At 40.6% G+C, this 26,659-nt stretch carries 19 protein-coding genes and 1 tRNA gene; 8 read left to right on the top strand and 12 right to left on the bottom strand.

Translation table 11 applies throughout. The features are described from left to right. Nucleotides 1–316: 316 nt before the first annotated feature. Nucleotides 317–601 carry a hypothetical protein gene (locus V5804_RS06120; protein ID WP_369590494.1) on the bottom strand — a complete coding sequence of 95 codons (285 nt, stop codon included), beginning with the start codon at nt 599–601 and terminating at the stop codon, nt 317–319. A 368-nt stretch (nt 602–969) separates the two neighbouring features. Between V5804_RS06120 and V5804_RS06115 the strand changes: the two genes are divergently transcribed. From V5804_RS06115 to V5804_RS06100, 4 genes are read left to right on the top strand one after another with little or no spacing between them, the layout of a single operon-like run. Next, a complete protein-coding gene (locus V5804_RS06115; RefSeq protein WP_369590493.1) occupies nt 970–2,904 on the top strand; it encodes an N-6 DNA methylase in 1,935 nt (644 codons plus the stop codon). Nucleotide 2,905: 1 nt separating this feature from the next. Next, nucleotides 2,906–4,132 carry a restriction endonuclease subunit S gene (locus tag V5804_RS06110; protein WP_369590492.1) on the top strand — a complete coding sequence of 409 codons (1,227 nt, stop codon included), beginning with the start codon at nt 2,906–2,908 and terminating at the stop codon, nt 4,130–4,132. Then, complete coding sequence (locus V5804_RS06105) at nt 4,123–4,674, top strand: hypothetical protein (RefSeq protein WP_369590491.1); 552 nt, start codon at nt 4,123–4,125, stop codon at nt 4,672–4,674. The genes V5804_RS06110 and V5804_RS06105 overlap by 10 nt, the downstream gene beginning before the upstream one ends. Before the next feature lie 17 nt (nt 4,675–4,691). Continuing rightward, nucleotides 4,692–7,970, top strand: coding sequence for a type I restriction endonuclease subunit R (locus V5804_RS06100; protein ID WP_369590490.1), 3,279 nt, complete (start codon nt 4,692–4,694; stop codon nt 7,968–7,970). A 157-nt stretch (nt 7,971–8,127) separates the two neighbouring features. On the opposite strand, the gene V5804_RS06095 is transcribed toward V5804_RS06100, so the two are convergent. Both V5804_RS06095 and V5804_RS06090 read right to left on the bottom strand, forming a co-directional pair. Then, nucleotides 8,128–8,520, bottom strand: a complete 393-nt coding sequence (locus V5804_RS06095) for a YidH family protein (protein ID WP_369590489.1) — start codon at nt 8,518–8,520, stop codon at nt 8,128–8,130. Between the two features lie 276 nt (nt 8,521–8,796). Next, nucleotides 8,797–8,870 (bottom strand) — tRNA-Ile (locus V5804_RS06090). 306 nt (nt 8,871–9,176) lie between these two features. Here V5804_RS06090 and V5804_RS06085 point away from each other — a divergent pair. The 3 genes from V5804_RS06085 (at nt 9,177) to V5804_RS06075 (ending at nt 11,818) form a co-directional block, all read left to right on the top strand. After that, nucleotides 9,177–9,710, top strand: coding sequence for a DUF892 family protein (locus V5804_RS06085; RefSeq protein WP_369590488.1), 534 nt, complete (start codon nt 9,177–9,179; stop codon nt 9,708–9,710). A 316-nt stretch (nt 9,711–10,026) separates the two neighbouring features. Further along, complete coding sequence (locus V5804_RS06080) at nt 10,027–11,067, top strand: LLM class flavin-dependent oxidoreductase (RefSeq protein WP_369590487.1); 1,041 nt, start codon at nt 10,027–10,029, stop codon at nt 11,065–11,067. A gap of 52 nt (nt 11,068–11,119) precedes the next feature. Further along, complete coding sequence (locus V5804_RS06075) at nt 11,120–11,818, top strand: sulfite oxidase-like oxidoreductase (protein ID WP_369590486.1); 699 nt, start codon at nt 11,120–11,122, stop codon at nt 11,816–11,818. Nucleotides 11,819–11,920: 102 nt separating this feature from the next. Here V5804_RS06075 and V5804_RS06070 read toward each other — a convergent pair whose 3' ends face one another. The 6 genes from V5804_RS06070 to V5804_RS06045 all read right to left on the bottom strand — a co-directional run bounded on the left by V5804_RS06070 (nt 11,921) and on the right by V5804_RS06045 (nt 21,492). Beyond that, nucleotides 11,921–12,778: an aldo/keto reductase gene (locus tag V5804_RS06070; protein ID WP_369590485.1), complete on the bottom strand. Its 858-nt coding sequence runs from the start codon at nt 12,776–12,778 to the stop codon at nt 11,921–11,923. Nucleotides 12,779–12,896: 118 nt separating this feature from the next. After that, complete coding sequence (locus tag V5804_RS06065; protein WP_369590484.1) at nt 12,897–13,676, bottom strand: GLPGLI family protein; 780 nt, start codon at nt 13,674–13,676, stop codon at nt 12,897–12,899. 2 nt (nt 13,677–13,678) lie between these two features. After that, nucleotides 13,679–16,474, bottom strand: coding sequence for an outer membrane beta-barrel family protein (locus tag V5804_RS06060; protein WP_369590483.1), 2,796 nt, complete (start codon nt 16,472–16,474; stop codon nt 13,679–13,681). Between the two features lie 771 nt (nt 16,475–17,245). Then, nucleotides 17,246–18,049 carry a DUF4249 domain-containing protein gene (locus tag V5804_RS06055; protein WP_369590482.1) on the bottom strand — a complete coding sequence of 268 codons (804 nt, stop codon included), beginning with the start codon at nt 18,047–18,049 and terminating at the stop codon, nt 17,246–17,248. A gap of 200 nt (nt 18,050–18,249) precedes the next feature. Continuing rightward, entirely contained in the window at nt 18,250–20,574 is a 2,325-nt protein-coding gene (locus V5804_RS06050; RefSeq protein WP_369590481.1) for a TonB-dependent receptor, read from the bottom strand. Nucleotides 20,575–20,784: 210 nt separating this feature from the next. Further along, nucleotides 20,785–21,492, bottom strand: coding sequence for a DUF2243 domain-containing protein (locus V5804_RS06045; RefSeq protein WP_369590480.1), 708 nt, complete (start codon nt 21,490–21,492; stop codon nt 20,785–20,787). 386 nt (nt 21,493–21,878) lie between these two features. On the opposite strand from V5804_RS06045, the gene V5804_RS06040 reads away from it, so the two are divergent. Next, complete coding sequence (locus V5804_RS06040; protein ID WP_369590479.1) at nt 21,879–22,463, top strand: hypothetical protein; 585 nt, start codon at nt 21,879–21,881, stop codon at nt 22,461–22,463. Nucleotides 22,464–22,743: 280 nt separating this feature from the next. Here the strand turns inward: V5804_RS06040 and V5804_RS06035 are convergent, their stop codons facing one another. The 3 genes from V5804_RS06035 to V5804_RS06025 all read right to left on the bottom strand — a co-directional run bounded on the left by V5804_RS06035 (nt 22,744) and on the right by V5804_RS06025 (nt 26,534). Then, nucleotides 22,744–24,009 carry an MFS transporter gene (locus tag V5804_RS06035; RefSeq protein WP_369590478.1) on the bottom strand — a complete coding sequence of 422 codons (1,266 nt, stop codon included), beginning with the start codon at nt 24,007–24,009 and terminating at the stop codon, nt 22,744–22,746. A 468-nt stretch (nt 24,010–24,477) separates the two neighbouring features. Next, nucleotides 24,478–25,464 carry an aldo/keto reductase gene (locus V5804_RS06030; RefSeq protein ID WP_369590477.1) on the bottom strand — a complete coding sequence of 329 codons (987 nt, stop codon included), beginning with the start codon at nt 25,462–25,464 and terminating at the stop codon, nt 24,478–24,480. A 191-nt stretch (nt 25,465–25,655) separates the two neighbouring features. Next, a complete protein-coding gene (locus tag V5804_RS06025; protein WP_369590476.1) occupies nt 25,656–26,534 on the bottom strand; it encodes an AraC family transcriptional regulator in 879 nt (292 codons plus the stop codon). Between the last annotated feature and the right edge of the window lie 125 nt (nt 26,535–26,659).

Here is a 26,659-nt window from a genome sequence, read left to right as displayed (position 1 = left end):
TTTTGGCCAATAAAAGTTTTTGGGTTGAAGATTATAAAAAGTTTTGGCAATACTTCTTTTATCGGGTAAAAACTGGTGTTGATGTTTTTGTCATGCCGAAATTTTTCGGCATCCCATCAGAAAGGCTATGATCTTGGAAGAGGGATCTTGAATAAATTTCAGGATGACCAACGGCAATGCTTCTTTTACCATGCAAAAATTGGTGTACTTTATGTTTTTGTCATGCCGAAATCTTTTCGGCATCCCACAAGAAAGGTTAAAACCGTGGAAGAGGGATCCTGAAAAAATTTCAGGATGACTAATGCTAATGCTTCTTTTATCGGGTAAAAACTGGTGTGTTTTTGTCATGCCGAAATTTTTTCGGCATCCCACCAGAAAGGCTATGATCTTGGAAGAGGGATCCTGAAAAAATTTCAGGATGACAGGCCAATGCTTCTTTTATCGGGTAAAAATTGGTCTGTTTTATGTTTTTGTCATGCCGAAATCTTTTCGGCATCCCATAAGAAAGGTTAAAACTGTGTAAGAGGGATCCTGAAAAAATTTCAGGATGACTAACGGCAATGCTTCTTTTACCAGGTAAAAATGGGTGTGTTTTTGTCATGCAGAACTTGTTTCGGCATCCCATCAGAAAGGCTATGATCTTGAAAGAGGGATCCTGAAAAAATTTCAGGATGACTAATGGCAATGCTTCTTTTACCGCCTAAAAATTGTTGTGCTTTAGGTTTTTGTCATGCCGAACTTGTTTCGGCATCCCATCAGAAAGGCTATGATTTTGTAAGAGAGATCCTGAAAAAATTTCAGGATGACTAAAGCCAATGCTTCTTTTATCACCTAAAAATACGATTGCAACTATCGGTACAAACAGTTCGTTCGATGGTTCAAACCATCACCTTCGTTCCACCAAACAATCTCATTTTCTTAAGCCGGTAACTGTATTTCTTTTCTGTAATTTGCTTTCCTGATAAACACATGACAGCAGAACAACTTAAGCAATTAGAAACCAGCCTTTGGCAGGCAGCAGACAAACTACGGGTTGATAGCGGCCTGAAAGCAAGCGAATACGCAACGCCAATTTTAGGTTTGATCTTCCTTCGCTTTGCTTCTATCAAATATAACAAAGTTAAAAACGAGATTGAGCAAGAGCTGGAAGCGCAAAAAAACAGCCGTTTACAAAGAGAGCGGCCCGATATCGCTATTGATAAATGCGGCTTTTATTTGCCGCCCGAAGCCGAATATGACTATCTGCTCAACCTGCCGGAAAAAGAAGACATTGCCAAAGCCATTAAAGTGGCCATGGAAAAGATTGAATTTTATAAACCGGATTTAAAAGGAAGTCTGCCTAAAGACGAGTATTTTAAACTGGTAACCGACCACAACAAAACCCTGCCAAAAACGCTGTTAAAATATTTTAAAGATATTCCGGAAGATGCAAGCGGTGATGTTTTCGGCAAAGTGTATGAATATTTTTTGGCAGAGTTTGCTTTGGCGGAAGGCCAGGGCGGCGGCGAATTTTTTACGCCCATCAGCGTGGTAAAACTGATGGTGGAAATTATAGAACCTTATCAGGGCAAAATTTTGGACCCGGCCTGCGGCAGCGGCGGCATGTTTGTGCAAAGCTCTTACTTTGTTGACCGCCGGAAAGAGGAACTGCACGATACAGACACCAAAAACTTGTATGTATGCGGTGTAGAACGGACTCCGGAAACGGTGAAACTGGCAAGGATGAACCTGGCTGTAAACAACCTGCGCGGCGAAATAAAACCAGCCAACAGTTATTACGAAGACCCTTACGACAGTTACGAAAGCTTTGATTTTGTAATGGCCAATCCGCCTTTTAATGTAGATGACGTAAACCTGGAAAGGATAAAAAGCCAAAAGCGTTTCAGCGAATACGGCATCCCGCAAAACAAAACCAAAAGCAGCAGCAAAAACAAAGAGAAAGAAGCGGATACCGTTCCGAACGCCAATTATTTATGGATCATCCTTTTTGCCACTTCGCTAAAACCAACTGGCAGGGCGGCATTGGTGATGGCCAACAGTGCCAGCGATGCGCGGAACAGCGAGGCCGAAATCCGTAAAAACTTAATCAAAAGCGGCGTGATTGACTGCATGTTGACCCTGCCCAAAAACATGTTTTACACCGTTACCTTGCCTGCTACCTTGTGGTTTTTTGATAAATCGAAAGCTGGTTCGTTCTCCTCCCCTGTTGAGGGAGGCCGGGAGGCGACGGTATTGTTTATAGATGCCCGAAATATTTTCAGGCAGGTTACGCGTGCCTTGCGCGAATTTACCGCAGAGCACATCCAAAATATTGCAACCATTGTGCGCTTGTACCGTGGTGAAACAAAACGCTTAACCCAACTGCTCGAAAAATACAAGCAACAGGCAGATGCGCATGAAGCCAAAGCGACAGAACACAAAAATATAGTGCTAAAAACAGTATCGGTTTATGAAAAGGCAAAAGCGGATTGGGAAAACCTGCAGGAAAAAATTACCGCAGCGCAAGGCGATGCCAAACAACTGAAAGCCGAACAAAACAAAACCGCCACGATTTTAAACAAAGCCCAAAAAGAAAAAGACGAGGCCGAAAAAGTGCACCAATCCGCGAGCAATCAAGCGGCTTATTACCAGGCGCATATCCACTGGCTGAACGAACGTTTCCCAAATGGTGTTTACGAAGATGTAATTGGTTTGTGCAAAGCGGCAACTTTAGCAGAAATTGAAGAACAGGATTACAGCTTAAACCCCGGCCGTTATGTTGGTGTGGTGATTGAAGAAGACGGTTTAACAGAAGAAGAGTTTTTGGCGGAGATGAAGGAAAGGCATGAAGTTTTGAATGCTTTGAATGAGAAAGCTGCTGATTTAGAAAAAATAATTGAAGAAAACTTAGTTTCGTTGTTTTAAAATGGAAGACAAGTCAATATATAAGTTAGGAGATGTTTGTGATTTGATTACCGATGGCAAACATGGCGACTGTCAGGATGAAGAAAATTCAGGATATTATTTTTTAAGTGCAAAAGATGTATTTGATGGAAAGTTGAATTATGAAAGAGGAAGGCAAATAACGAAAGCTGATTTTCTTGATACTCATAGAAGAACAAGATTAAGCCCAGGTGATATTCTTATTACAAATAGTGGTTCTATTGGCAGAATGGCAATTGCTCAAGATCAACCTTTAACTCATCAAACGACCTTCCAAAAGAGCGTAGCTATTTTAAAACCGAAAAGTTCTATTGTTTTTGGGCAATATTTATATTATGAATTACTGGCTTTAAATCCCATATTAATCGATATTGCTGTCGGCTCTGCTCAAACAAATTTGCTATTGGGGGATTTGCGGAAATTCAAAATATCCGTTCCTAATTTAATAATTCAAAAACATATCGCTTCCATTCTTTCAGCTTATGATGAATTAATAGAAGTAAACAACCAACGCATCCAAGTATTAGAAGAAACCGCACGCCAACTTTACAAAGAATGGTTTGTACGGATGCGGTTTCCAGGATATAAAAACGCAAAGTTTGAAAAGGGAATACCGGAAGGTTGGGAAGTGAAATCTTTATATGAAATTGCAGAAGTAACTTATGGCTATCCTTTCAAATCAGAATTATTTAATGAAAATTCACAAGGTTTGCCAGTAATAAGAATAAGAGATTTATTAGAAGGGGCAACAAATACTTATACTCCAGAAATAGCAGATGACAAATATTATGTTTTAGATGGAGATATTTTAGTTGGAATGGATGGTGAGTTCCATTTTTGTAAATGGGCAGGAGTAAAAGCTTGGATTAATCAACGAAATGTTAGATTTAGACCAAAGCTTAAAACTGATATTTCTAAATATTTCTTGTATCATGTTCTTAAACCTCAAATTGAGTTTTTAAATGAAATTATTGTCGGAACTACAGTGGCTCATTTAAGTGCTTTAGATTTGAAAAAACTTAGGTTTTTGATTCCTCAAAAAGAATTATTAAAAAGATTTAAATTAATTTCTGATCCTATTTTTGAACAAGAGATCATACTAAAAAAGCAAAACACACAACTTCGTCAAATTAGAGATCGCCTATTGCCAAGGTTAATCAGCGGCAAGCTAAAAGTAAAAGCAGCAACAGAAGAATTGATATGCCCGTAATCCAACATAAATTCAAAAAACACCAGGTTAGCCTGCAAACAGAAATACTGTTTTTAGGCACTTTTAATCCGGATATCCCTACCGGCCCGGATTTTTTTTATGGAAGGCCGAGAAACTTTTTGTGGCACTTGTTGCCGCAATGTTTTGGTTTTGAGCCATTAAAAGAAGCACCGCTTTTAAGCAAGCAAGCGTTTATGGCCGCACACAAAATAGACTTTGCCGATTTGATTGCTGCTTTAGAAGTGCCGGAAGGCGAAGAAACCAATGTAGAGGACGACTTTATTGACAGCCACGTGCAGCAATGGAAAAATATAGTGGCACTGCTAGAAACTTTGCCCAATTTAAAAGCGGTTTATTTTACCCGGAAAACTTTTAATGGCATCCCAAACATAAAAACGCAGGTTGGCTTAATCAAAAATTATTGCCATAAAAGAAGCATCCGTTTTTGCAAACTCGAAACGCCGGCGCGCTTTTACAATCCCGAAAAACAACAGCAATGGGTTGATACCATCGTTTTACAAACTTCCTGTTTAAAACCTTAAATTAAGCTAAACCAAAAATGGCCCGGACTTTTATCGCCAACCACATTTCTGAAGACCAGATCGAAAAAGCAATCATCAGCGTTTTTGTTGATCGTTTGGGCTATCGCCATCTTAATTGTCTGATGGAGGATTTAACCGGCCGTTCTGCAGAATCGGAAGTGGTAATCGAACCAATTTTACGGAAAAAACTGACCGCACTTAACCCCAACGCGCCAGCCCACGCCATAGATAAAGCAGTAGAACAATTGACCAAAACGCGCCTGGACCAGCAGGAACTGCAAGCCAACAAAGAACTTTATTTTTTAATCCGCGACGGGGTGAGCGTTCAAATAAAAAACGATCAGCATAAAAACGAACCGATTACCGTTAAAGTAATTGATTTTGCGGATGAAACTAAAAATGACTATTTAATTGTTTCGCAGCTTTGGGTTAAAGGGCAATACATCCGGCGGCGGCCCGATCTCATCCTTTTTGTAAACGGGTTGCCATTGCTGTTTATCGAGCTTAAAAACAGCACCATCGCTGTGCGCAATGCATATGATGACAACCTGACTAACTATAAAAAAGATATTCCTCTACTTTTTCATTACAACGCGCTTTGCATTTTAAGCAATGGCCTGGAAACCAAAGTGGGCAGTTTTAATTCGGGCTATGGCCACTTTTTTAACTGGTTGCGGGTGGAAGATGAAAAGGAAGTGCCGGACAAGGAACGCATCAAAGATTATGCGGTAAGTTTGGATTACGCCGTTTTAGGGCTTTGCGAGAAAAAACGCCTTTTGGATTATTTTGAAAACTTTTTGATCTATTATAACGGTCAGATAAAAATTGCAGCCAAAAACCACCAGTTTCTGGGCGTAAACAATGCTGTCCGAAATTTTGCTGCCCGTTTATTGCACGACAAGGAAAATACCGACCAGGCCAATAAAGGCAAGCTGGGCGTTTTTTGGCATACGCAAGGCAGCGGCAAAAGCTACAGCATGATTTTCTTTTCGCGCAAAGTGTTCCGAGAATTCACCGGAAATTACACTTTTTTAATCGTTACCGATCGCGAAGATTTGGACAAGCAGATTTACCGCAACTTTTTAGAATCCGAAGCCATAAACAAAGCCGATAAATGCCAGCCTAAAAACAGCGGAGAATTACGGGAAATGCTGCAAACCAACCGCCGTTATATTTTTACGCTGATCCAAAAATTCAGGTTTCCTAAAGGGAAAGCTTACCCGGTTTTAAGTACCCGGAACGATATTATTGTGATTGTTGACGAAGCGCACCGTACACAGTATAAAGACCTGGCCGATAACATGCGGGCAGGTTTGCCAAATGCACAATACATGGCCTTTACCGGCACACCTTTGCTTGGCAGTAAAAAGCTGACGAATGATTGGTTTGGGTCAACGGTTTCAGAATACAACTTTAAACAAAGTGTGGAAGATGGTGCCACGGTTCCTTTGTTTTACCATAAACGCGTGCCCGAAGTGCTTTTGCAAAACAATGACCTGGATGATGATTTGGCCGAAATTGTAAGCGATGAAAACCTGACCGACGAGGAGCAGCAAAGGCTGGAACGGGAATTTGGCCAGGAAATGTCTGTTTTGAAAAGCGATGACCGCTTGGAAACCATTGCAAAAGATATTGTTTACCACTTTCCGCGCCGTGGTTATTTAGGCAAAGGCATGGTGGTAACTTTAGATAAGTTTACCGCCGTAAAAATGTACGACAAGGTAAAACGGCTTTGGGACGAAGAAAAACGCGCTGTACAAACCCAAATCAATACAACTGCCGATAGTAATGAAAAAGCTTTGTTAAAAGCGATGTTAGATTGGATGCGCAAAGCAGAAATGGCGGTGATTGTAAGTGAGGAAGCCGGGGAAGAAGAGAAATTTGAGAAAAATGGTTTGGATATCCGCCCGCACAGAAAGCGGTTGCAAACGCCGGACGAAAACGGTTATGACCTGGAATACAAGTTTAAAAACAAGGAAGATACTTTACAATTGGTTTTTGTGTGCAGTATGTGGCTAACCGGTTTTGATGCGCCAACAGTTTCTACGCTTTACATAGATAAACCGATGAAAGACCATACGCTGATGCAAACCATTGCCAGGGCAAACCGCGTAACCGACTTTGAAATAAACGGCAAGCCCAAAAAGAATGGTTTGATCGTTGATTATTATAACGTTTTCAAAAACCTGAAAAAGGCTTTTGCTTCTTATGGAGAAGGCACAAGTATCAGCGGCCAACCGGACGAAGATGCGCCGGTGCAGGAAAAAGACCAGTTGTATGTGCTGTTGCAAGATGCCATCAATGAATGTGATCAATATTGCCAAAGTATTGGTGTTCACCTTAAAAGCATTCTGGATGCCAATCTGGTTTTTGGCAAGCTTGGTTTGTTTGATGAGTATGCAGATTTGATATTGAAAAATGACGATCAAAAGAAGCAATTTGCAGTTTACGACAATACCATTGATGCTTTGTATGAAGCTTGCCGGCCTGAAATATTAGGCAAAAGAAAAGGTTTTCCGTTGGTTGCCGTGATCAGTTATTTGAGGCAGGTTATTGATGGCAAAGCAGAAAGAGGGGATTTAGACAGTGCAAAAAGAAGGATTAGCCAGTTGCTGGACGAGAGTATTGTAGCAAGTGAGGAATTTAAAAAGACGGGGAATATCCTGGGTGAACCTGAAAAAGCAAATTACAATATCAAGTCTTGGAAATTGATTGATTTGAGCAAACTGGACATTGCCAAACTGAAAGAACAATTTAAAGAAGCCCCTTATAAAAATATAGAAATTGCAGATTTAAGGGCTTTTATCGCCGGAAAGTTAGAGCAAATGATGTCCGCAAATATTACCCGTACAGGCTTTGCCCAAAAGCTTCAGGAAATCATAGATAAATACAATATTGGCGGATCGGCAACCGAAGATTATTTTAATGATTTGGTAGATTTTGTGGATCAGTTAAAAGCAGAAGAACTGCGGGCAGCAAGAGAAGGTTTATCTGAAGCGGAACTTGAAATTTTCGACCTGTTGAAAAAAGAGAACCTGACAAAAGAAGAAGACCAGAAAGTAAAACTTGCAGCCAAAAGTTTGCTGCACCGTTTATATCAAGAAAAACCAACCGTATTATTACAGAACTGGCATAAAGACTATCAAACCCAGTTGCAGGTAAAATCTGTCATCCAGGATATTTTAGATAAAAACTTACCGGATACTTATGACAAGGCGATTTACGACAGCAAATGTAATATTGTTTTTAACCACCTGTTTGTCAATGCTGCAAACGGAGGAAGGGCATTGGCATAGATAACAACCATGCTTCTTTTACCATATAAAAATTGGCGAAGGTTTTGTTTTGGATCTATTCAGTTTGGTAGGAACACCAAATTTTGCATGGTAAAAGAAGCATCATTATTAGTATGAGTCAGCCAAAAGTTTAAACAAAAGTATTTTACCTATTACACTACAGGCTGGGCAGCAGGTACCATAACAGCAACAGGCTTATCAAAACAATTGCAATGGTGAGTGATAAAGAAAGCACAAAAGAAGGTTTGTAAGTTTTGTTCAGCAACTGTTTTTCGGTATAATAATACCTCACATAGCTTAACAAAGCAAGTAATGCACCCATGGCAACTAAGGCAATGCCAATTCCCTCTGAAAAACCTTTACCGGGCAGGATTACTTTTCCTGCCAGCACAACAGACAACTGTTTGATAAACAAGGAAAACTTGACCACCACAAAGCCAAAACCCATTAAAGCGATACTGGTACGGATCCAGGCCAGAAAAGTACGTTCATTAGCGAGATGATCGCTTGGGCTGGCCGCTGGTTTATTTGTGTTTGGCTGTTCTTGCATTTAGTTTCTTTTTTCGGATAACAAGTTTGTTCCCGCGCGTTTCCAACTTGTTTTGCCAATAGCATATTTATGCTTAAAGCAGGCGGGAAACTTTAGGCACTCACTTAATTTCTATCTTTAAATAGAATTAAAATTACAGATTTGAAGACTATCAGTTTAAGAAATTAAAGCAAGTTGCTTAAATCCTCTGTTTTAAGCACTTTTTAGCCAAAAGTATTTGTATAAACATAAAAAACGGCCTTTACTCCTTTGTAAAGGCCGTTTTAAATATTGGGGTGCGCCCACCTGGGCTCGAACCAGGGACCAAAAGATTATGAGTCTTCTACTCTAACCAACTGAGCTATAGGCGCTGCTTTTGGGCAATGCAATTTTACAAAAATGCTTTGAGAATTCTTAGAAAAATCTAAAAAAATATCTAAACAATTGGACATTATGATGCTTATTGACTTAGCTTTTTTATATCGGCTTTGGTTTACAATTTTATCAATAATATTATTTTTAATTATTATTTGTTTATTAATTAAAAATAATATTTCTTTGGTTAAATATAAGCCTAAATCTGGCAGGATCGTTAAACCTGCCTAATGTATTTTATTTTTGCCGATCTCTTTATTTATGTTCGTTAATACTGTTTTTGTATCGGTAAAATCAAGATCATGGAAAAACCCTTTTTGTGTGGAAACCTGCAGTTAAATGAAAATTCGCTCAACAAAGTTTTCTTGTTCAACCTCAACCAAATTTATTCTATTTTACAAAGCCTCACCCAAAGTTTACCCGTTTTGGCGGATAAAACCTGTTTTGGGGATTTGCATTTTGTGGTTGAAGAACTTTTATCAGAAGTTTTTGAACAGATCGGCCACATAGAAACTGTTTTTTTGCAGCTAAAAGAAGTACCGGCAAAAATTGGCAGCCCTACCGCAAATGATATTTTAAAATTGGCAATCGGTTACCATGAAGACGAAAACCAGCACAAGCTATCCAACGATTTGGCACTGGTATTTCATCTGCAACAAATTTTAGTGGTAAAATGCCATTATTTCCAACTGCTAAAATCAATTGCAAACTCCTTGAACGATATTACGGTCAAAGAAAATATCCAATATTGTTTTGACCAATGTGCTGAAAACCAAACTTTATTTAAATTGATTGCAAAAGAATATATGGAAAGCCGTGTCAACGTTTTCTTATAATACTTATATTTATAAACTGATCAATACTTTCCCAATCCTGCAATTTTACCCGAAACCGTTTACGCGTTAACAATCTGCAACGATGCTTCTTTTATCGCATAAAATTTATTTATTGCAAAATTTTCTAATCAATATAATCCAAATTGTTGTTTGATTCAACGCTTTAATTTTAAATAATCAGGCTTGTGTGGATTGCAAGTCAAATAACCAAAGCAGCCCTGCCCTTCCGCTTTTTTAAATTAAATTTGATTAAGCAACAACAAAAGTTGTTTTAAACCTGAGCTTGTTTTTTAAACATCACTAAAGCAAAATAAAAATGGCTGCAAAGCAATTATCAGATATTTCTTTTTCGGTTTTAGATTTGGCAACCGTGGTGCAAGGCACAACACCTGCAATTACTTTTCAACGCAGTTTGGATTTAGCCAAACATGCCGAAAATTTAGGTTATAAGCGGTACTGGTTGGCCGAACACCACAATATGGCTGGCGTGGCCAGTTCGGCAACTTCGGTTTTGATTGGTTACATCGCCGGTGGCACTTCTACCATCCGCGTTGGTTCGGGCGGCGTGATGCTGCCAAACCATGCGCCATTGATTGTGGCAGAACAATTTGGAACCTTGGCTTCTTTGTATCCAGAGAGGATTGATTTAGGTTTGGGCCGCGCGCCGGGAACAGACCAATTAACCTCGATGGAAATCCGCGGCGAAAATTTTAATGCCGACCATAATTTCCCAAAAGATATTTTAAAGCTGCAAAATTTCTTCTCCGCAGAAAACAAAAACGGCAAAGTGAGGGCAATTCCGGGCGAAGGTTTGGATATCCCGATCTGGGTTTTGGGTTCGAGCACAGATAGCGCGCGTGTTGCGGCAGCTTTGGGCTTGCCTTATGCTTTTGCCAGTCATTTCGCGCCAACTTATTTTTTAACGGCGATTGATCTTTACCGGAAAAACTTTCAGCCTTCCGAAAATCTAAAAAGCCCTTACGTGATGGCTTGTGTCAACGTGGTTGCTGCGGATACCGATCAGGAAGCTGCCAAACTGGCTACTTCGGTACAGCAATTTATTTTGGGCGTGATTACCGGAAAGCGGGGCCTTTTGCAGCCGCCAATTGAAAATATAGACCGGATTTGGAATATTTACGAGAAAGAATCGGTACAGCAAATGATGAAATATGCTTTTATCGGCGGGCCGGAAAAGATCGAAAAAGAAATGCAAGCTTTTATCGCACAAACGCAAGTGGACGAAGTAATGGCCACTTCGCATATTTTTGAGCATGAGGCCAGGTTGCATTCATATGAGGTTTTTGCAGAAGTTTTATCCGGAAAAAAATCTGACAAGCCGGAATTAGCTGCATATTAGCATACTGTTTTTATCACCTAAATTTTAGTAATCCCTGCCGATACAATTTGCAATGGAAGAACCGGAAAAACTGAACCGCATCATCGAAACGAGGATGAAACTGAAAGCCCGTTTTGAAGAAAAAATGAAGCTGACGCCATCCACCGCTGATGATACGCCAAAAGGTTCGGGCAAAATTAACCGGCACGGCATGCCCGAAATCCCGATCGGGCAAACGGCAACCATAAAATGGCCGGTTTTAGATTTGGGCTATCAACCTAACATTCCTTTAGAACGATGGCGGTTAACCCTTGATGGCGAAGTAGAAAACCCAATCCGCATGACCTGGAAAGAATTTATGGCGATGCCGCAAACCAAAGATACTTCTGATTTTCATTGCGTTACAACCTGGTCTAAGTTAAACATGCACTGGAAAGGCGTTAGCTTGCTTGATCTGGCCGCTTTGGTTCAGCCTAAAGAAACCGCCACGCATATTTTGTGCTACGGCTACGATACCTACACCACAAATTTGTCTTTAGAAGAAGCCTTAAAACCGGATGTTTTGCTGGTGCATGCTTTTGAAGGACAACCTTTGGCCAAAGAACACGGCGGCCCGGTACGGATGGTTACGCCGCAATTGTATGCCTGGAAAGGTTCAAAATGGATAAAACGAATTCAATTTTTAACTGCTGATAAACCTGGTTTTTGGGAAGAACGCGGCTACTCGAACACGGCTTATCCCTGGCGCAACGACCGTTACAGCGAAGAATAAAGGTTTCTCCGGCAAAAGATTTAAAATTGATAAAAACTAAAATGCTTCTTTTAGCACATAAAATTTAGTGTGCTAAAAGAAGCATTTTAAGTTTCTGGTTTTTTATTGAACGGCCGATAAACTTTCCAGTTCTTCCAAATCTGCTGTTGTTAATTCGATAGAAGCCGTTTTCATGTTTTCTTCCAAATGCTTTACGCTCGAAGTTCCCGGGATCAGCAAAATATTTGGCGAATGGTGCAACAGCCAGCTCAGCGCAATTTGTTGAACGGTGGCATTTTTTTTCTGTGCAAGTTCGTTCATCTTTTTCATGCCTTCTTCGTTGCCGCCATTTAACGGATACCACGGAATAAAAGCAATATTGTTCTCGGCACAAAACTGCAGTTCGGCTTCCCACTTGCGGTTATCCACGCTGTACATATTTTGTACGGAAACAATTTCGACAAATTGCTGCGCTTTTTTGATGTCCTCAACGCTCACTTCCGATAAGCCAATGTGCTTGATTTTGCCTTCCTGCTGTGCTTTTTTCAAAAACTCCAACGAATCTTCAAAAGGCACATTTGGGTCAATGCGGTGCAACTGGTACAAATCAATCTGCTCCAGTTTCAGGCGTTTCAAACTGCCTTCCAACGCTTCTTTTAAATGATCAGGGTGCGAATTAATCGGCCATTGGTTTGGCCCGGTCCGGGTTAAGCCGCCTTTGGTTGCAATCACCAACCCGGTTTTGTACGGATGCAATGCCTCGGCAATCAGTTCTTCCGATACATGCGGCCCGTAACTATCGGCCGTATCAATAAAATCAACACCCAGTTCTACCGCACGTTGCAAAACCCGAATTGCTTCGGCCTTATCTTTTGGCGGCCCCCAAATTCCATCTCCGGTAATGCGCATTGCGCCATAGCCTAAACGGTTTACGGTCAAATCGCCACCGATGGCAAACGTTTCTTTAAATGATGCACTCATGGTATTTTCTGTTTATGTTGAATTTTAAACAGCAGGAAAACCGTAATTGTTCTGCCGGTGCAATCAGTACAAAGTAAATTTTAGGGGCATAAAAACAGTATGGATAAAGCCAGGGCGATCACAACAAAAAAGCCTTCATCGCAATTTGTTTATAATTGCCCCAATCTTTCAAAGCCGATTGCAAGGTTGCACGCAGTTCTTTATCGTTTACCGCTTTGCCTTTGGTTGGCGGCGACAATGCTTTGGCCGACACGGTTGTATCGGTAACTTTGGTGGCAAACCAACTGATGTTTTCGTGCGGAATGGCCACGCCCAAAATCATCCCCGGCAAACCGGAAAACAGTTCTGGGCCGCCCAGAACCATAATTTCATCGGTATAAAAAGCAACCACATAAACAGAATCCAGGATCAAAGCATTGGCGCGGCGGCAATTGTAACCGGCAATTTGGCGGGTTTCACTGGTGATTTTCCAGTTGATTTTGCGCGTGCTGTCTTTCAACAAAAACGTTTGTTCAAATACTTTTTTCTGGCTGATGATACGGTTGGCAGACAAATCCGTATAAGTAACATTGTTCTGCTCGGCCATCGGGTTATCATCAAAATAAGTGTTCGAACCACTTTCTGTATTTTCCAAAGGTGTAAACATCGTTTTGTCTTTAGAAAAACTAAGTGTGCTTTTAAATACCTTAAATTGTGGTTTGTTTTTTTTATAACTGTCAAAAGCCTGCTGCATAAAGCTTTCGTTGTCTTTGTTAATGCTTTTTTTGATGAGTGCAAACATGTTTACACTTTTATCAAATTCGATAATGCCATTGGTAGAAAAATGGGTGTATTGTGCATACAAGTTTTTACCTGTTAAAAACAGTATGATGAAGATCAACAAGTTTAGTTTTTTCATAATTATTTTGTTGGTTTTGTGCCGCCCATTTTGTTAAAATCATAACTTAAAGAAAACATAAAATATCTGCGGATGGTGGTATAAGTTTGTTGTGAAATATTGCCGGCATAAGCACTACGGTTGAAACCAACATTTTGGTTAAGCAAATCATTAACCGTAACAGACAAGTTAAGGTTATCTGTTTTTAAGAATTTTTTGCTGATGGTTGGGTTGATAATTAACCTTTCAAAACTTTGGTTAAAAGATTGCGTTTTTGCCTGGTACTCGTAATTGCCGTCATAACCAAATTCAATTTTGTGCGGAAGATAAACCCTGAAAGAACTATATCCATTTAAACCAAAACCATTGTTGTTGATATTAGGCTGCAAAGATGAACCGCTGACGGTATAAGTTGGTCCAAAATCGAAGTATATTTGAAACTTTTTCTGTTTGTACTTTTGCAAGTTTATAGCACTTCTATAAGTGTAAGATTTTGTTTTGTTCAAAACACTGTTGGTATAATTGTAAGAAGTGTTACCGTTTGCATTGATGTTTATACCCACATTAAAATCCAGCATTTTAATCTTCCGGCTAAAATTGGAATACAGATAAAAGTTTGCCGGGCTATTACCAATAAGATTGGATGACTGGTAAGTTGTTTTTCCGTTTGCGTTGGTTGTTGTATTGTTAACAATTGCATTGGAAATTAAGTTGTAGCCAGCACTAAGATAAACGTATTGTTCGCTTAAAACTTTATAAGAATTATAATTCAAATTAAAGCTGTTGGTAAAAGAAGGCCGCAAGTCCGGATTGCCCAAAAATAAATTTAAAGGATCTGTGTTGACCAAAACAGGCTGGATCTGATCAATTGTTGGCTGTTGCGTATTACCATTATAACTCAAACGTAAAGATTTTTGCTGCGAAAACTTATATTGATAAGTAGCCTGCGGGTTCCAATTTAAAAAGTTCCGGTTAAACTTGTCATTAGTATATTCGTTTATTTGTTCAAACTTTACATCGGTTGCCCTGGTGCCAAAGTTTAAAATTGCTTTGCCTTTTTTATAGTTAAAAATTGCACCAAGCTGGTTGTTCAGTTGGTTTAACTTGTAATTGTTGCTTAAAGTTGTATTCAAAGCGGTGTACTCTCCTACCGTTGTTTGATCAAAAGATTTCCGGTCGGCACTGCTGTTGTTCAAGCCCAAACCATAATTTAGAATAACCGAAAACGCTTTGGTAAAAGGTTCAGAATAAGTAATGTTGGAATTCACAATTGTACTTAAAATATGGCTGGTTTTATATTGGTTGATCAATTGCGTACTATCCAAACCACCAGTCATTCTGTTGTAAAAATGGATGTCGGAATTGAGGTAACCTTTTGTATCATTTTCATCATAAGCACCGCTAAGGCTTAAGGAAAACGAACGGCCTGTCTTTTTAAATTTGTGAGTATAAAAAGCAGTGGCGTTAAATATATTCTCGTTGCCGTTGTTGGTCAAACTCCGGTTACTGCGGTTTAACAACGTATCAAAACCAGCGTAACTTGATGATTGATAAATGTTGTTGCTCCGGTTGTTTTTTATAGTGCCGTCAGCAGTTATTTTTAAGTTAGAAGCCGTGTCCAGTTTAATCTGATAAATGGCATCTACCTTTTGCCTGAACATATAATTGTCAAAGCTGTGGTTTGAGTTGCTGTTTTGTACGCCCGTTGGCAAATTGTTTTGGTTGATACTGTTATCGGTGCCGGTAACGCCCAAAGAGCCAATTTTGTAATTGGCATTGATGGATTCTTTATCATTGTTCCACTTGGTATCGTAATGCAAACCACCTGTCCTGGCCACGGGTATGCCGCGGTTGTTGTACCTTCCGTCAAAAGATTCCAGTTCGTCCCGACCATTATTTGTAATCGAAATACCGCCGCCATCGGTAAACTCTATGTTGTTAGAAGAAGCATATTTGCTGTTGTCTTCCCAGCCTAAACCTGTTTTGCCGGTATTTGCCAAAGTGCCATAAGCCGAAAGCTTTTGTTTGGCCTTGAATTTATTGAACATCGCCTGGCCTTCGTAATAACCATCCGTTCCAACGCCGGCCGAAACCTTGCCAAAGTAGCCGTTCTTTTTATCTTCTTTTAGTTTAATGTTGATGGTTTTATTTTTCACGCCATCATCAATGCCGGTAAAAGTGGCCTGGTCGCTTTTTTTATCGTAAAGCTGCACCTTGTCCACCATATCGCCACGGATGTTTTTGGTAACCAACGTCGGGTCATCGCCAAAAAACTCTTCGCCATCCACCAAAACTTTGTTTACGGTTTGGCCTTGTGCGGTAATTTTTCCGTCTTTGTCCACCTGTATCCCGGGCAACTGCTTCAGCAAATCTTCCACTTTAGAGTTGGGCTGAATTGTAAAAGCAGCCGCATTAAATTCAGTGGTATCGCCTTTAATTTTGATGGCGGCAGCCGTACCTTTTATCAATACTTCTTTTAGCAGCCTTTCTTTCAGCAACATACTGATGCGGCCAACATTTTGTTCTTTTTTTACAGAATCCAACTGAAACCGCTCTACATAATCCGCATAAGCCGGGTACGTAACCAGTAAAATAAACTTTCCTTTTTTAAGGTTGCCAATTGTAAACTCGCCGTTTTCGTTGGTGCGGGTAAACTTGACCAGCGTAGAATCTTTTGCATTTAACACCGCAACCGAAGCATAGACCAGTTTGATATTGGAGGCGGTATCGGCAATTACACCTTTAACAGAACCTGTGTTTTGGGCAAGCAAAAAATTACCGGCCGCCAAAAAAATCAATACAAGTACCAGTGTTTTCATTGTTTAGGTTTAGGAAAACAAGGTATTATTAATTATTTAGTTTATGCAAATTATTTAGTTAAATATTTGTTAAAACTTTATTGGTTTTTTTTGATAAGGTTTCTATGCTTCTTTTACCACCTAAAAATTGGTGCGTTTAGGTTTTTGTCATGCCGAAATTTTTTCGGCATCCCATCAGAAAGGCTGTTATCCTGGAAGAGGGATCCTGAAAAAAAATTCAGGATGACAGGTCAATGCTTCTTTTACCGGCATAAATTTAGTGTGCCTTTGTCATGCCGAAATTTTTTCGGCATCCCATCAGAAAGGCTGTTATCTTGGAAGAGGGATCCTGAAACAAGTTCAGGATGACAATGCGCAATACTTCTTTTACCGGCATAAATTCAGTGTGCCTTTGTCATGCCGAAATTTTTTCGGCATCCCATCAGAAAGGCTATTATTTTGCATGAGATTTCTGAAAAAAATTTCAGGATGACAATGCAATGCTTCTTTTACCGGCATAAATTCAGTGTGCCTTTGTCATGCCGAAACTTTTTCGGCATCCCATCAGAAAGGCTGTTATCTTGGAAGAGGGATCCTGAAAAAAATTTCAGGATGACAAAGCGCAATACTTCTTTTACCGGCATAAATTTAGTGTGCCTTTGTCATGCCGAAACTTTTTCGGCATCCCATCAGAAAGGCTAATATCTTGGAAGAGGGATCCTGAAAAAAATTTCAGGATGACAATGCAATGCTTCTTTTACCGGCATAAAATTGGTGAACATGCACCAATTATTACTTTACCACAATTGTTTTGGTTTGCGTGGCATGCGCGCTAAAATAGCCCAAAGCATTGTTGGATAGATTGCTTGGCGGATTGGATGGCGTAACACCGCCGCCCGGCCCTTGCTGCTGCTGCTGTTCCAATGTAAACCAATAAGTGTAATTGGCTTTGTCAATACACTGCATTTCTACTTTTACCACATCACCGGGATAAACATCAATATCGTCCTGCCGCAACTGGGCGGTTACATGCTTGCCGTCTGTCAGGTCGTCATTATAAACAAAAATGCCGTTTACCTGCACGCCGTTTACATACATCAAAAAAAGGTACTGGTTTTTGATACCGGCCGGGTCAAAGTACGAAACTGAAATTTCCTTTCGGTCTTTGCCGTTGTTAAACTCATCATTTTTTGCGGTAATGGTATCTAAAGCAATGGCTGGCGGCATGGTAGAACGGGCCGTGTAGGTTTTACCGCCAGTTTGCACCGTTAAGTTATAAGTATTCAGGCTGATACCCTGCAACTGGCCGGACGAATAGTTTCCTGCAATCCCTTCTGATAAAGTATAACTTTTGCCGGATTGATCACTGATGGTTACCGTTGCACCGCTTACCGGCGGGTAAGTATTGGTGCTGGTGAAGGCCACATTTTGGCTCAGCTTAACAATTGATGTATTGTTGTTGTCAACGTTTGCTTCAACCACCAGTTGCCCGGAAGCATCTTTCAGTTTCAAATCAACCACTTTTTGGCACGAAATTATTACCGGTAAAAGAAGCATCATCAAAGCTGTGCTGAAACTTATGTTCTTGGTTTTCATAATAAATTGTTTAAACTTAATTTTCCTGACAAATGCTTCTTTTATGGCTTCAAAATAAAAAACACACCCCTAACCCCTCTCGAGAGGGGAAATATGGCGCCTACCTTTTTAACGATAGAAAGGTATCAAACTGTGCTTCCCCTCTCGAGAGGGGTTAGGGGTGTGTCCTTCATAAATACATTAAATAAATAGAAAAATGTTTAAAATTTAAAATTCCAGGTTACAGATGGGATGGCGGTAGAAAAAATACTGGTTTCCAAAGCTTCTGTGGTGTTTGGAACGGTTTTGCTGTCGCGGAAAGTAATAATATAAGGGTTATCGTAGCCGTAAACATTGTAAATGCCAAAAGTCCAGCTCGAATGGTATTTTTCATGTTCTTTGCCTTCCAACGTAGCACCCAAATCCAAACGGTTGGTGGGCGGCAAACGGTAGCCGTTGCGCTCGGAATAAGAATAAGTGGTCAAGCCGTTGATGTTGTATTTTCCTGTTGGATAAGTAATGGCATTTCCCGTACCGTAAATAAAAGTGGCAGAAAATGTCCAGCGTTTGTTGAGGTTGTAAATGCCAACGATCGAAAGATCATGCGTGCGGTCTTGCTTTGCCGGAAAATAATTGCCGTTGTTGATCGCATCAAACTTTCTTTCTGTGCGCGATAAAGTATAACCAACCCAGCCGTTAAAACGCCCGTACTTTTTTTTCAAAAACAACTCCAAACCATAAGCCCTGCCCGAACCAAAAACCAACTGCGATTCTACATCCTGGTTGATGCGCAGCTGTGCGCCGTTTTTATAATCAATTTGGTTTTGCAGCCATTTATAATAAACCTCGGCCGAAAACTCGTACCGGTTTTCTTTAAAATTTTTAAACCAGCCGGTAGAAACCTGGTCGGCAATTTCGGGCTTGATATTAACGGTGCTTAAAATGTACAAATCTGTAGGCGAACTGCTGGTTGAATTGCTTAACAAATGGATGTTCTGCGTATTACGGTTGTAGGAAGCTTTGAGCGAAGTTTCCTCGTTCAGCAAATAACTGGCCGATAAACGTGGTTCTAAATTGAAGTAAGATTTTACAACTTTGCCCGAACCATAAGTTTGCGAAGTTAAGGCATCGCCGGCGGCATCATAAGTTTTGAAAGTGCCCGGCCCTTGCAAAAACATCCCGCTTAAACGCAGCCCGTACAAAACCGTCAACTTATTGCCTGCCTTCCATTCATCGCTGATGTAAGCCGCATTTTCAAAACCATAGCGTTTTTCTACACTTTTACTGTTGAAACTTGAGGTTGCCGAAGAAGTAACATCGCCCGGAAAAATAGCATGGTGCAAAACATTCAGCCCGAATTTGAGCGTGTGGTTGTTGTTTAAAGAATATTGCAGGTCTTCTTTTAAGTTGAAATCTGTAATTTGAGAGGTAACTTTAAAGCTGTTGGTGGTACTGAAACTCTCGACCGCAAAATTATAATTGCTGTACACAAGCGAAGTGTTTGAAAACAAACGGTTGGTAAACAAATGGTTAAAGCGCAAAGTGCCGGTAGCATTTCCCCAGTTTGTGCCGAAAGTATTTTTCAGGCCCAAAACATCTTTGCCAAAATAACCCGAAATGTAAATGGCGTTTTTATCGTCAAAATGATAATTTGCCTTGGCGTTGAGGTCGTAAAAATACAAAGTGCTTCCTTTCAAAGTGGTGTCTTTAGAAGCTTTCAAAAAAACATCAACATAAGTGCGGCGTGCGCTGATCATGAACGAGCCTTTATCTTTTACCAACGGGCCTTCTATTTTCAGGCGCGATGAGATCAGTCCGATTCCGCCCTGCACCGTAAAATTCTGGTTGTTGCCTTCGTTCATTTTCACATCCAAAACCGAAGACAAACGGCCGCCATATTCCGCCGGCATTCCGCCTTTGTACAAGCTTACATCTTTTATCGCATCCGAATTGAAAGTGGAGAAAAAGCCAAACAAGTGCGAAGCGTTATAAACCGTTGCCTCGTCCAGCAAGATCAGGTTTTGATCGGAAGCGCCGCCGCGAACGTAAAAACCGGTATTCCCTTCCCCGGATGATTTTACGCCGGGCAATAAGGTAATGGTTTTTAAAATGTCCCTTTCGCCCAGCAAAACCGGCACTTGGTTTATTTGCGCCATGTTCAGTTTTTCCAGGCCCATTTGCGGCGACGTAACCTGGTCGTTATTGGGTTTATTGGCACTGATGGTTACTTCCTGCAAATTGGTTTTCGAGGAAAGTGAAACATTGACTGTTTGGCTTTTATGGAGCGAAATTTTTCGGGCAAAAGTTTGATAACCAATATAACTGAATAGCAGCGTGTAGTCGCCTTCGGGCGCATCAATAGAATAAAAACCGTAATTATTGGTGGAAGTGCCGTTGCGTGGCAGTTCCTGTATCCGGATGGAAGCGCCGGGCAGCTGCTCGCCCGTGCTTGCATCTTTGATATTGCCGCTGATAACAAACTTTTTTTGTGCAAACACATTGGAAACGGCAAGCAATAAAATCAAAAAGGATAAAAATTTAAACATCAAGCGGAGTTTAGCATTATCCGGCTAAGGTATTGCTAATTGTAGCAACTAAAGATGTTAAATATTGCAATTGCTTTTGTTGGTTCGATGATTTTTAGGTGGTAAAAGAAGCATTCGCCCTAACAAAAGCAACTATAATTTAACAAGTGTTAAGGACGAAAGCTGAATTTGTTTTTTTAAAGTGTAGATACTGTTTTTATGCCTATATTTTCAGTCTGCCGCAACTGCATCGGGCAAAGTATTTTTTCTGATCATCACGCTTCCCAAAACAATCAAAAAGACGGAAAATGACAAAAACCCATAATTCCACAGCGAAACGTTTGCCGTAATTTCCCTTACGTTGTGCAGTTTCAGGATTTGGTGGTCTATCAAACCTTCGATCAAATTAAACAAGCCCCAGCCCAAAACCAGGCTTCCCCAAAAAACTTTTTTGGTGATGATGACATCTTTCCTGAAAAACAATTTGAACAAAAGGACGATGCCAACCAGCACCACAACGAGGCAAAACGCATGGAAAATACCATCCCAAAACATGTTCACGCTTTTGTTTAGCAGCGTTACGGGCGGGATTTTGTTGGACAGCATTTCGTGCCATTGCAAAATCTGGTGCAAAAAAATGCCGTCTATAAACCCGCCCAAACCAATCCCTATAGTTGTTGCTGCGGAGATCAGCGGCACCGCGGTTAGCTTTTGGAGCTGATACGCCTGGTTTCTTTTCTCTCTCCGCGAAGCCAAAACCGAAAGCGCGGCAACCACCAAACCCAGCACGATAAAAGCCAGCAGCATGGTAAAAAGGTTGGGGTAAAAAGTGCTGTCGAAGATGCCTTTCTGCAGATTTTTATTGCAGGTGGTGCAGGCAAACGCTGCATCTGCTGCAAACAGCGGTACTAAAAAAACAATGCTTTTTTTAAGGTGCATAAATTGACGAGTTTTAAGGTTTGGATCAGGTGCGGGCAACAAACAGGAACAGAAAAAGGGCTGCAATAAAAATATATTTTTAAGCAATTGGTTTGCTATAAAAGAAATTATAAAAGCGCGGTGCCGGAGCGTTGCTGAAAACCCTTTGGCAATAATAAGGTAGGAACTTGGATTTCAGTAAGTTGCTGTTGATGAACGGTGCATTTAAAATGCTTCTTTTATGCCATAAAAATTGGTGCCGAAGATGCTGTTTATGGGTACAAAACCTATTTCAAAAAACTTGCTTTGACGGGCATTATCGAAAATAAATAAAACTAAACCGGAATTTATGGCGTTCTAAACCCAGCTTATTAACAGATTTTATAAATTTCTAAACTTAATCAATCATGAAAAAAGCAGGTTTAATAATGGCAGTGGCGATGTTTTTCTGGATAGTCCAGGATGCGACCGCACAAACAACTGGTACAGGTACTGGTGCAGGTTCATCAACCGGATCTGGTACAACGATGGGGACTACCGGTACAACAACCGGAACCGGCACAACGATGGGCACAGGTTCTACAACAAGCGGAACCAGGGCAACCACTGGCAGGGCCGGCAGGGCCAGGACAACCAGAGGCACAAATATGGGAACCGGTAATGTTGGGACAGGCACCACCGGAACCATAGGAACTGGCACAACTGGCACTGGCACAACCGGTACAATTGGGTCTGGCACAACCGGAACCATCGGAACCGGAACAACTGGTACTACCGGAACGATTGGAACCGGAACCATGGGAACTGGACAAACCGGAACAGGTACAGTTGGAACCGGTACAGGCACAACAGGGACTATTGGAACCGGAACAGTTGGAACGGGAACAACCGGAACAGGAACTGGCACAACAGGAACTACCGGAACAGGTACAACTGGAACCGGAACTGGTACAACCGGAACAGGTACTACAACTACACCACCGCAAAAGTAAGTCTTAGAACTACTTTTGGTCTTTTTGTAAAGATTAAGGACAGGACGTAGCAATGGGTTGCTTCAATTTTTATTGAAGCAACCCATTTTTGTTTTTAGGTGGTTTTTGGAGTGAAAAAAGTAATGATCTACATTGAAGCTGTTTAAAAACGAATTGAATGTAATTTTCATTGCCGTTGGCTTCAGCCAACGGTACAGTAGCAGAGCGCAAGCTGCCAAAATTTCATTGCCTAAAAGAAGCATATAAAACAACAGGCCAAACAAAATTTAAACAGCGCTGATTATTCGCTTACCAATTTTGTTGCCCTAAAAGAAGTATTGAAGCTTGCCCTGCTTAAAACCAAAGCAACCAACAAACTGGCACCGCAGATAAAACCGATGACCGGCGCCGTGGTAACGCTCATCCCCCAGCCCGAAACGTAAGCGCCAATCACATCGCACAAATTAACAATGGCCATGTACGTGGTAAACTGCGAACCTTCTACCTTCGCCAGGCAAAGCGCCATCAAAACCGGCATGGCGGCCACGCTAAAAATAGGATCGGCCAGACTGTACAGCAAAACGCCGCTGGTGCTTACACTGCGGTGGAACCATAAAAAGCCGAGGCTGTCAAACACCAAAAAAAATGCACAAATGGCGATCACCACCAGCAACTGCAATTTTCCGGGGCCAATCCGGTCGGCCAAAATCCCTCCGCCCAAAGTAACGGCAATGGTAACCGCGCTTCCCCAGGTGCCTTGCAAAACTGAAAGCTGGTTATCGTCCCAATGCAAATTATGGATGAGATGAAAAGAAAACGAGCGGATAAAAATACTGAGGCACAGGTAAACCAAGGCAATCAAACCAAAAACCTTTAAACTGTTTTTAAGCACAATACCTTTGTACAACTGTTTAAAAAGCCATTTCAAATCGGGGTTTTCTGTTTTTTGCTGAGGCGTATGGCCACTGGTTTTAAGGCCGAAAGATGGCCGGTAACTATCAGAACGGTCAATTTTGGTGATGTAAGTAAGCACCGTAAACAGTAGCAGCAGCAAAGACTGAACGGCCGCCGCATAAAAAAACCCGTAATAATGCAGCAAGGTAGAAAAACCGGCCGCGCCAACGGCTACACCAAGCAGCAAGCCCGAGCGCATAAAAGCATTAATGCGGCCCTGCTCGTCAACCGGAACGATGGCGATGGCAGTGGCATCCACACTAGCATCCTGAATGGAAGCAAAAATACTGTGGATAAAAAAAGCAACCATGATGTAGTTCAGCTCTTTGACCGGGTTTTTGACCAGCAAAAGGCTCAGCGTAACCAGCAACGCCGCAAATTGCGAAAAAACAATCCAGTGCTTGCGGTGGCCCATCCGCGAAAACTGGTAACGGTCAATCAATGCGCCCCAGATAAACTGAAAAACCCAGGGGATACCGATCACGGCATCAAAAGAACCGATGGTGAGGGCGCTAACGCCTTTGCCAATCAAAAAGTTGGCAATAGCCGTTAAGGCAAAACCCGCCGGGATGCCCTGCATGGCGTACAAATAAAAAAACGTAAAGTAGCGCAAGCGAGCGCTTTTTTTAAGGACTGGTAATTGTACAGGCAAGTAAAATTGTTTTTATACCGCATTAACACCACAGGCAGCACAATGTTTAGCCGGAACCAGGATTGGTTTTACATTAATTTTTGGACGGTAAAAGAAGCATGAACTTAAATAGTTTTTTCAAAATTTGAATTTTTCTTTACTGGTGCAATCTTATTTCTTTTAAACAAGCTTGCCCTTTTGTATAGTGATAATTATAAAACGAAAGGCATATCAAATTTAGAAATAACATTTTCACTGGTTCATGTATTTTTAGAAACCAAGGGCCTATGTTAAATTTATATCAGAAAAACCATAATGCTTCTTTTAGGCATATAAATTTAGGGTTGTGTATTTTACACCGATAAAAACAGCATGGGAACTCTGTGTTTTTTGTTCGATAAAAAAAGCATAGAAAATAAATTTTAAACAGGTCCTAAGTTTTTTTTACATTTAAGAAGCTACCATGTCTATCAATGGTTTAGGGTACCGGTCTCCTTTTATCGCGCCAATTTTAAAAGCTTCGTTCAAAGTGTTCATTTCTTCCGTTGTGAATTTAATATCCAGGGCTTGCAAATTTTCTTCCACACGTTCGGGTTTACTCATTCCCACAATAGGGATAATATCTTCTCCTTGGTTAAGTGCCCATGCCAAAGCCAATTGGCCCGCCGTTACGCCTTTTTGTTTTGCCGCTTCTTTCAAAAATTCTACCTTTTTTAAGTTATGTTCCAAATTTTCACCCTGAAACCTCGGGAACATATTTTTGTAATCATTTTTTGGTAAAGGAAACTTCATATCACCGGTTAAAAAACCGTAATAAAGAACAGAATAAGGTACCACACTTACACCTAATTCTCTGGCGGTGGGCAAAATTTCAGTTTCGATAAACCGGGTTGCCAACGAATATTCAATTTCCAAAGCAGCAACCGGATGAACTGTATGTGCCTTTTTTAACTGTTCGGCATTGGCTTCCGACAATCCTAAATAACGCACTTTTCCTTCCTGGATTAAATCTTTTATAGCTCCAACGGTTTCTTCAATGGGCACGTTTTTATCAATACGGGCAGGCTGATAAAGGTCAATTTCATCAACCCCTAACCGCATTAACGAATAGGCACAGAAGTTTTTAATGGCTTCCGGCCTTCCGTCTAATCCTATAAAACGGCCTTTGTGGTCTCTTAAAGCACCTGTTTTAACACTCAAAAAAACTTTGTCCCTTCGGTCTTTGATCGCTTCACCTATTATCAGCTCGCTCATGCCCATACCATAAAAATCAGCGGTGTTTAAAAAATTTATACCCCGGTCAATGCTATATTGCAACGTTTTAACCGTTTCCTTTTTGGTGGCTTCCCATTCGCTGCGGTTTTCTGCCGACATGCGGGAACCCAGTGCTATGGCAGAAACATCCGGACCGTTTTTTCCCAATTTTTTTGTTTTCATATATTTATAAATTTTAAATGCCAATTATGATCCAACTATAATCTTTTTAAGAAGGCTGCCAAAAACAATCTTTTTTAGCGATTTCCCTTCATCCCCTGTTTTTTGTTTGTGGCGACACAACAAAGGTTAAGTTTGGCAAGTGTAAAAGGAAGGCCTAAATGGATGAGGAATTGTTCTAAATGTCGGAATTTTCAGGATAAGGTTTTCCGGTATTGATTAGGGCTCATTCCGGTGTTGCGTTTAAAAAATTTCCCAAAAAAAGAAGGGTTCACAAAGTTTAATCGTTCTGAAACCGAAGAAATATTTAATTCTTCGGTTTGCAATAATACCTTTGCTTCAAGACAAACAATTTCATTAATCATCTCATTGGCAGTCTTTCCGGTTTGTTCTTTTAATGTTTGTGAAAGGTGTTTGGCGGTAACAAACAATTTTTCAGCATAATAACTTACCGCTCTGTTTTCGGCAAAATGTTCAGCGAGCAGTTCCTTAAATTTTTGCGTAATAAAATAAGGTTGTGAATATTTGTTTAAATCTTTTATGGTCCGAATTTCCTGTAAACCTTCCACTTCCAAAAGCAAAACCCTTATCAATGCCTGTGTACTTTCAACCTTATTTGAATAGTTGGAGCTGGCCTTTTTCTCAATCTGATCGAATATATTTTTAAGGGCGGCAAAACCGGCATTTGTTAAAGGGATAAAACTATTTCGGCCCTTTTTTAAAAACTGCAATTTTTTTACAAATAAAGTATCCAACAATCCTGCAACAACAAAATCTTCTGCATAAAACAAGCTGATGGTTTCAAAATTTTCATTTGTTACCATCCATTGTCTAATTTGATCGGGGCTAACTGCCACAAGCCCAGGGGCGTTAACAACATAAGTTTCTAATCCTACCCTTAGTTTGGCTTCCCCTTTAATTACAATACCAAGGCTGTACATATCAGAACGGTGAGGTTCGAAGTATTTATTGGGGGCAACATCCTGCGGTTTAAAAACAAAAGATTTAGATTCCGCCTCCAGTCCGAATTTTTCTGAAAGCTCAGATACATTAAGCCTTTTAATCTCTTTCATCAAATTTGGTTTTAATGTTTATCACTAAAACTGATAGGGGCGATTCCATCAATCACGTACAAACTAAATCTTAAAACGGCCCCATTAATTGTTGTTTGTTTTATACAACTTGCCACCTTTCGTTT

It is taken from the genome of Mucilaginibacter sp., assembly GCF_041088075.1.
In the GTDB taxonomy this organism is placed as follows: domain Bacteria; phylum Bacteroidota; class Bacteroidia; order Sphingobacteriales; family Sphingobacteriaceae; genus Mucilaginibacter_A.
This window is presented reverse-complemented; position numbering and strand designations above follow the sequence as displayed.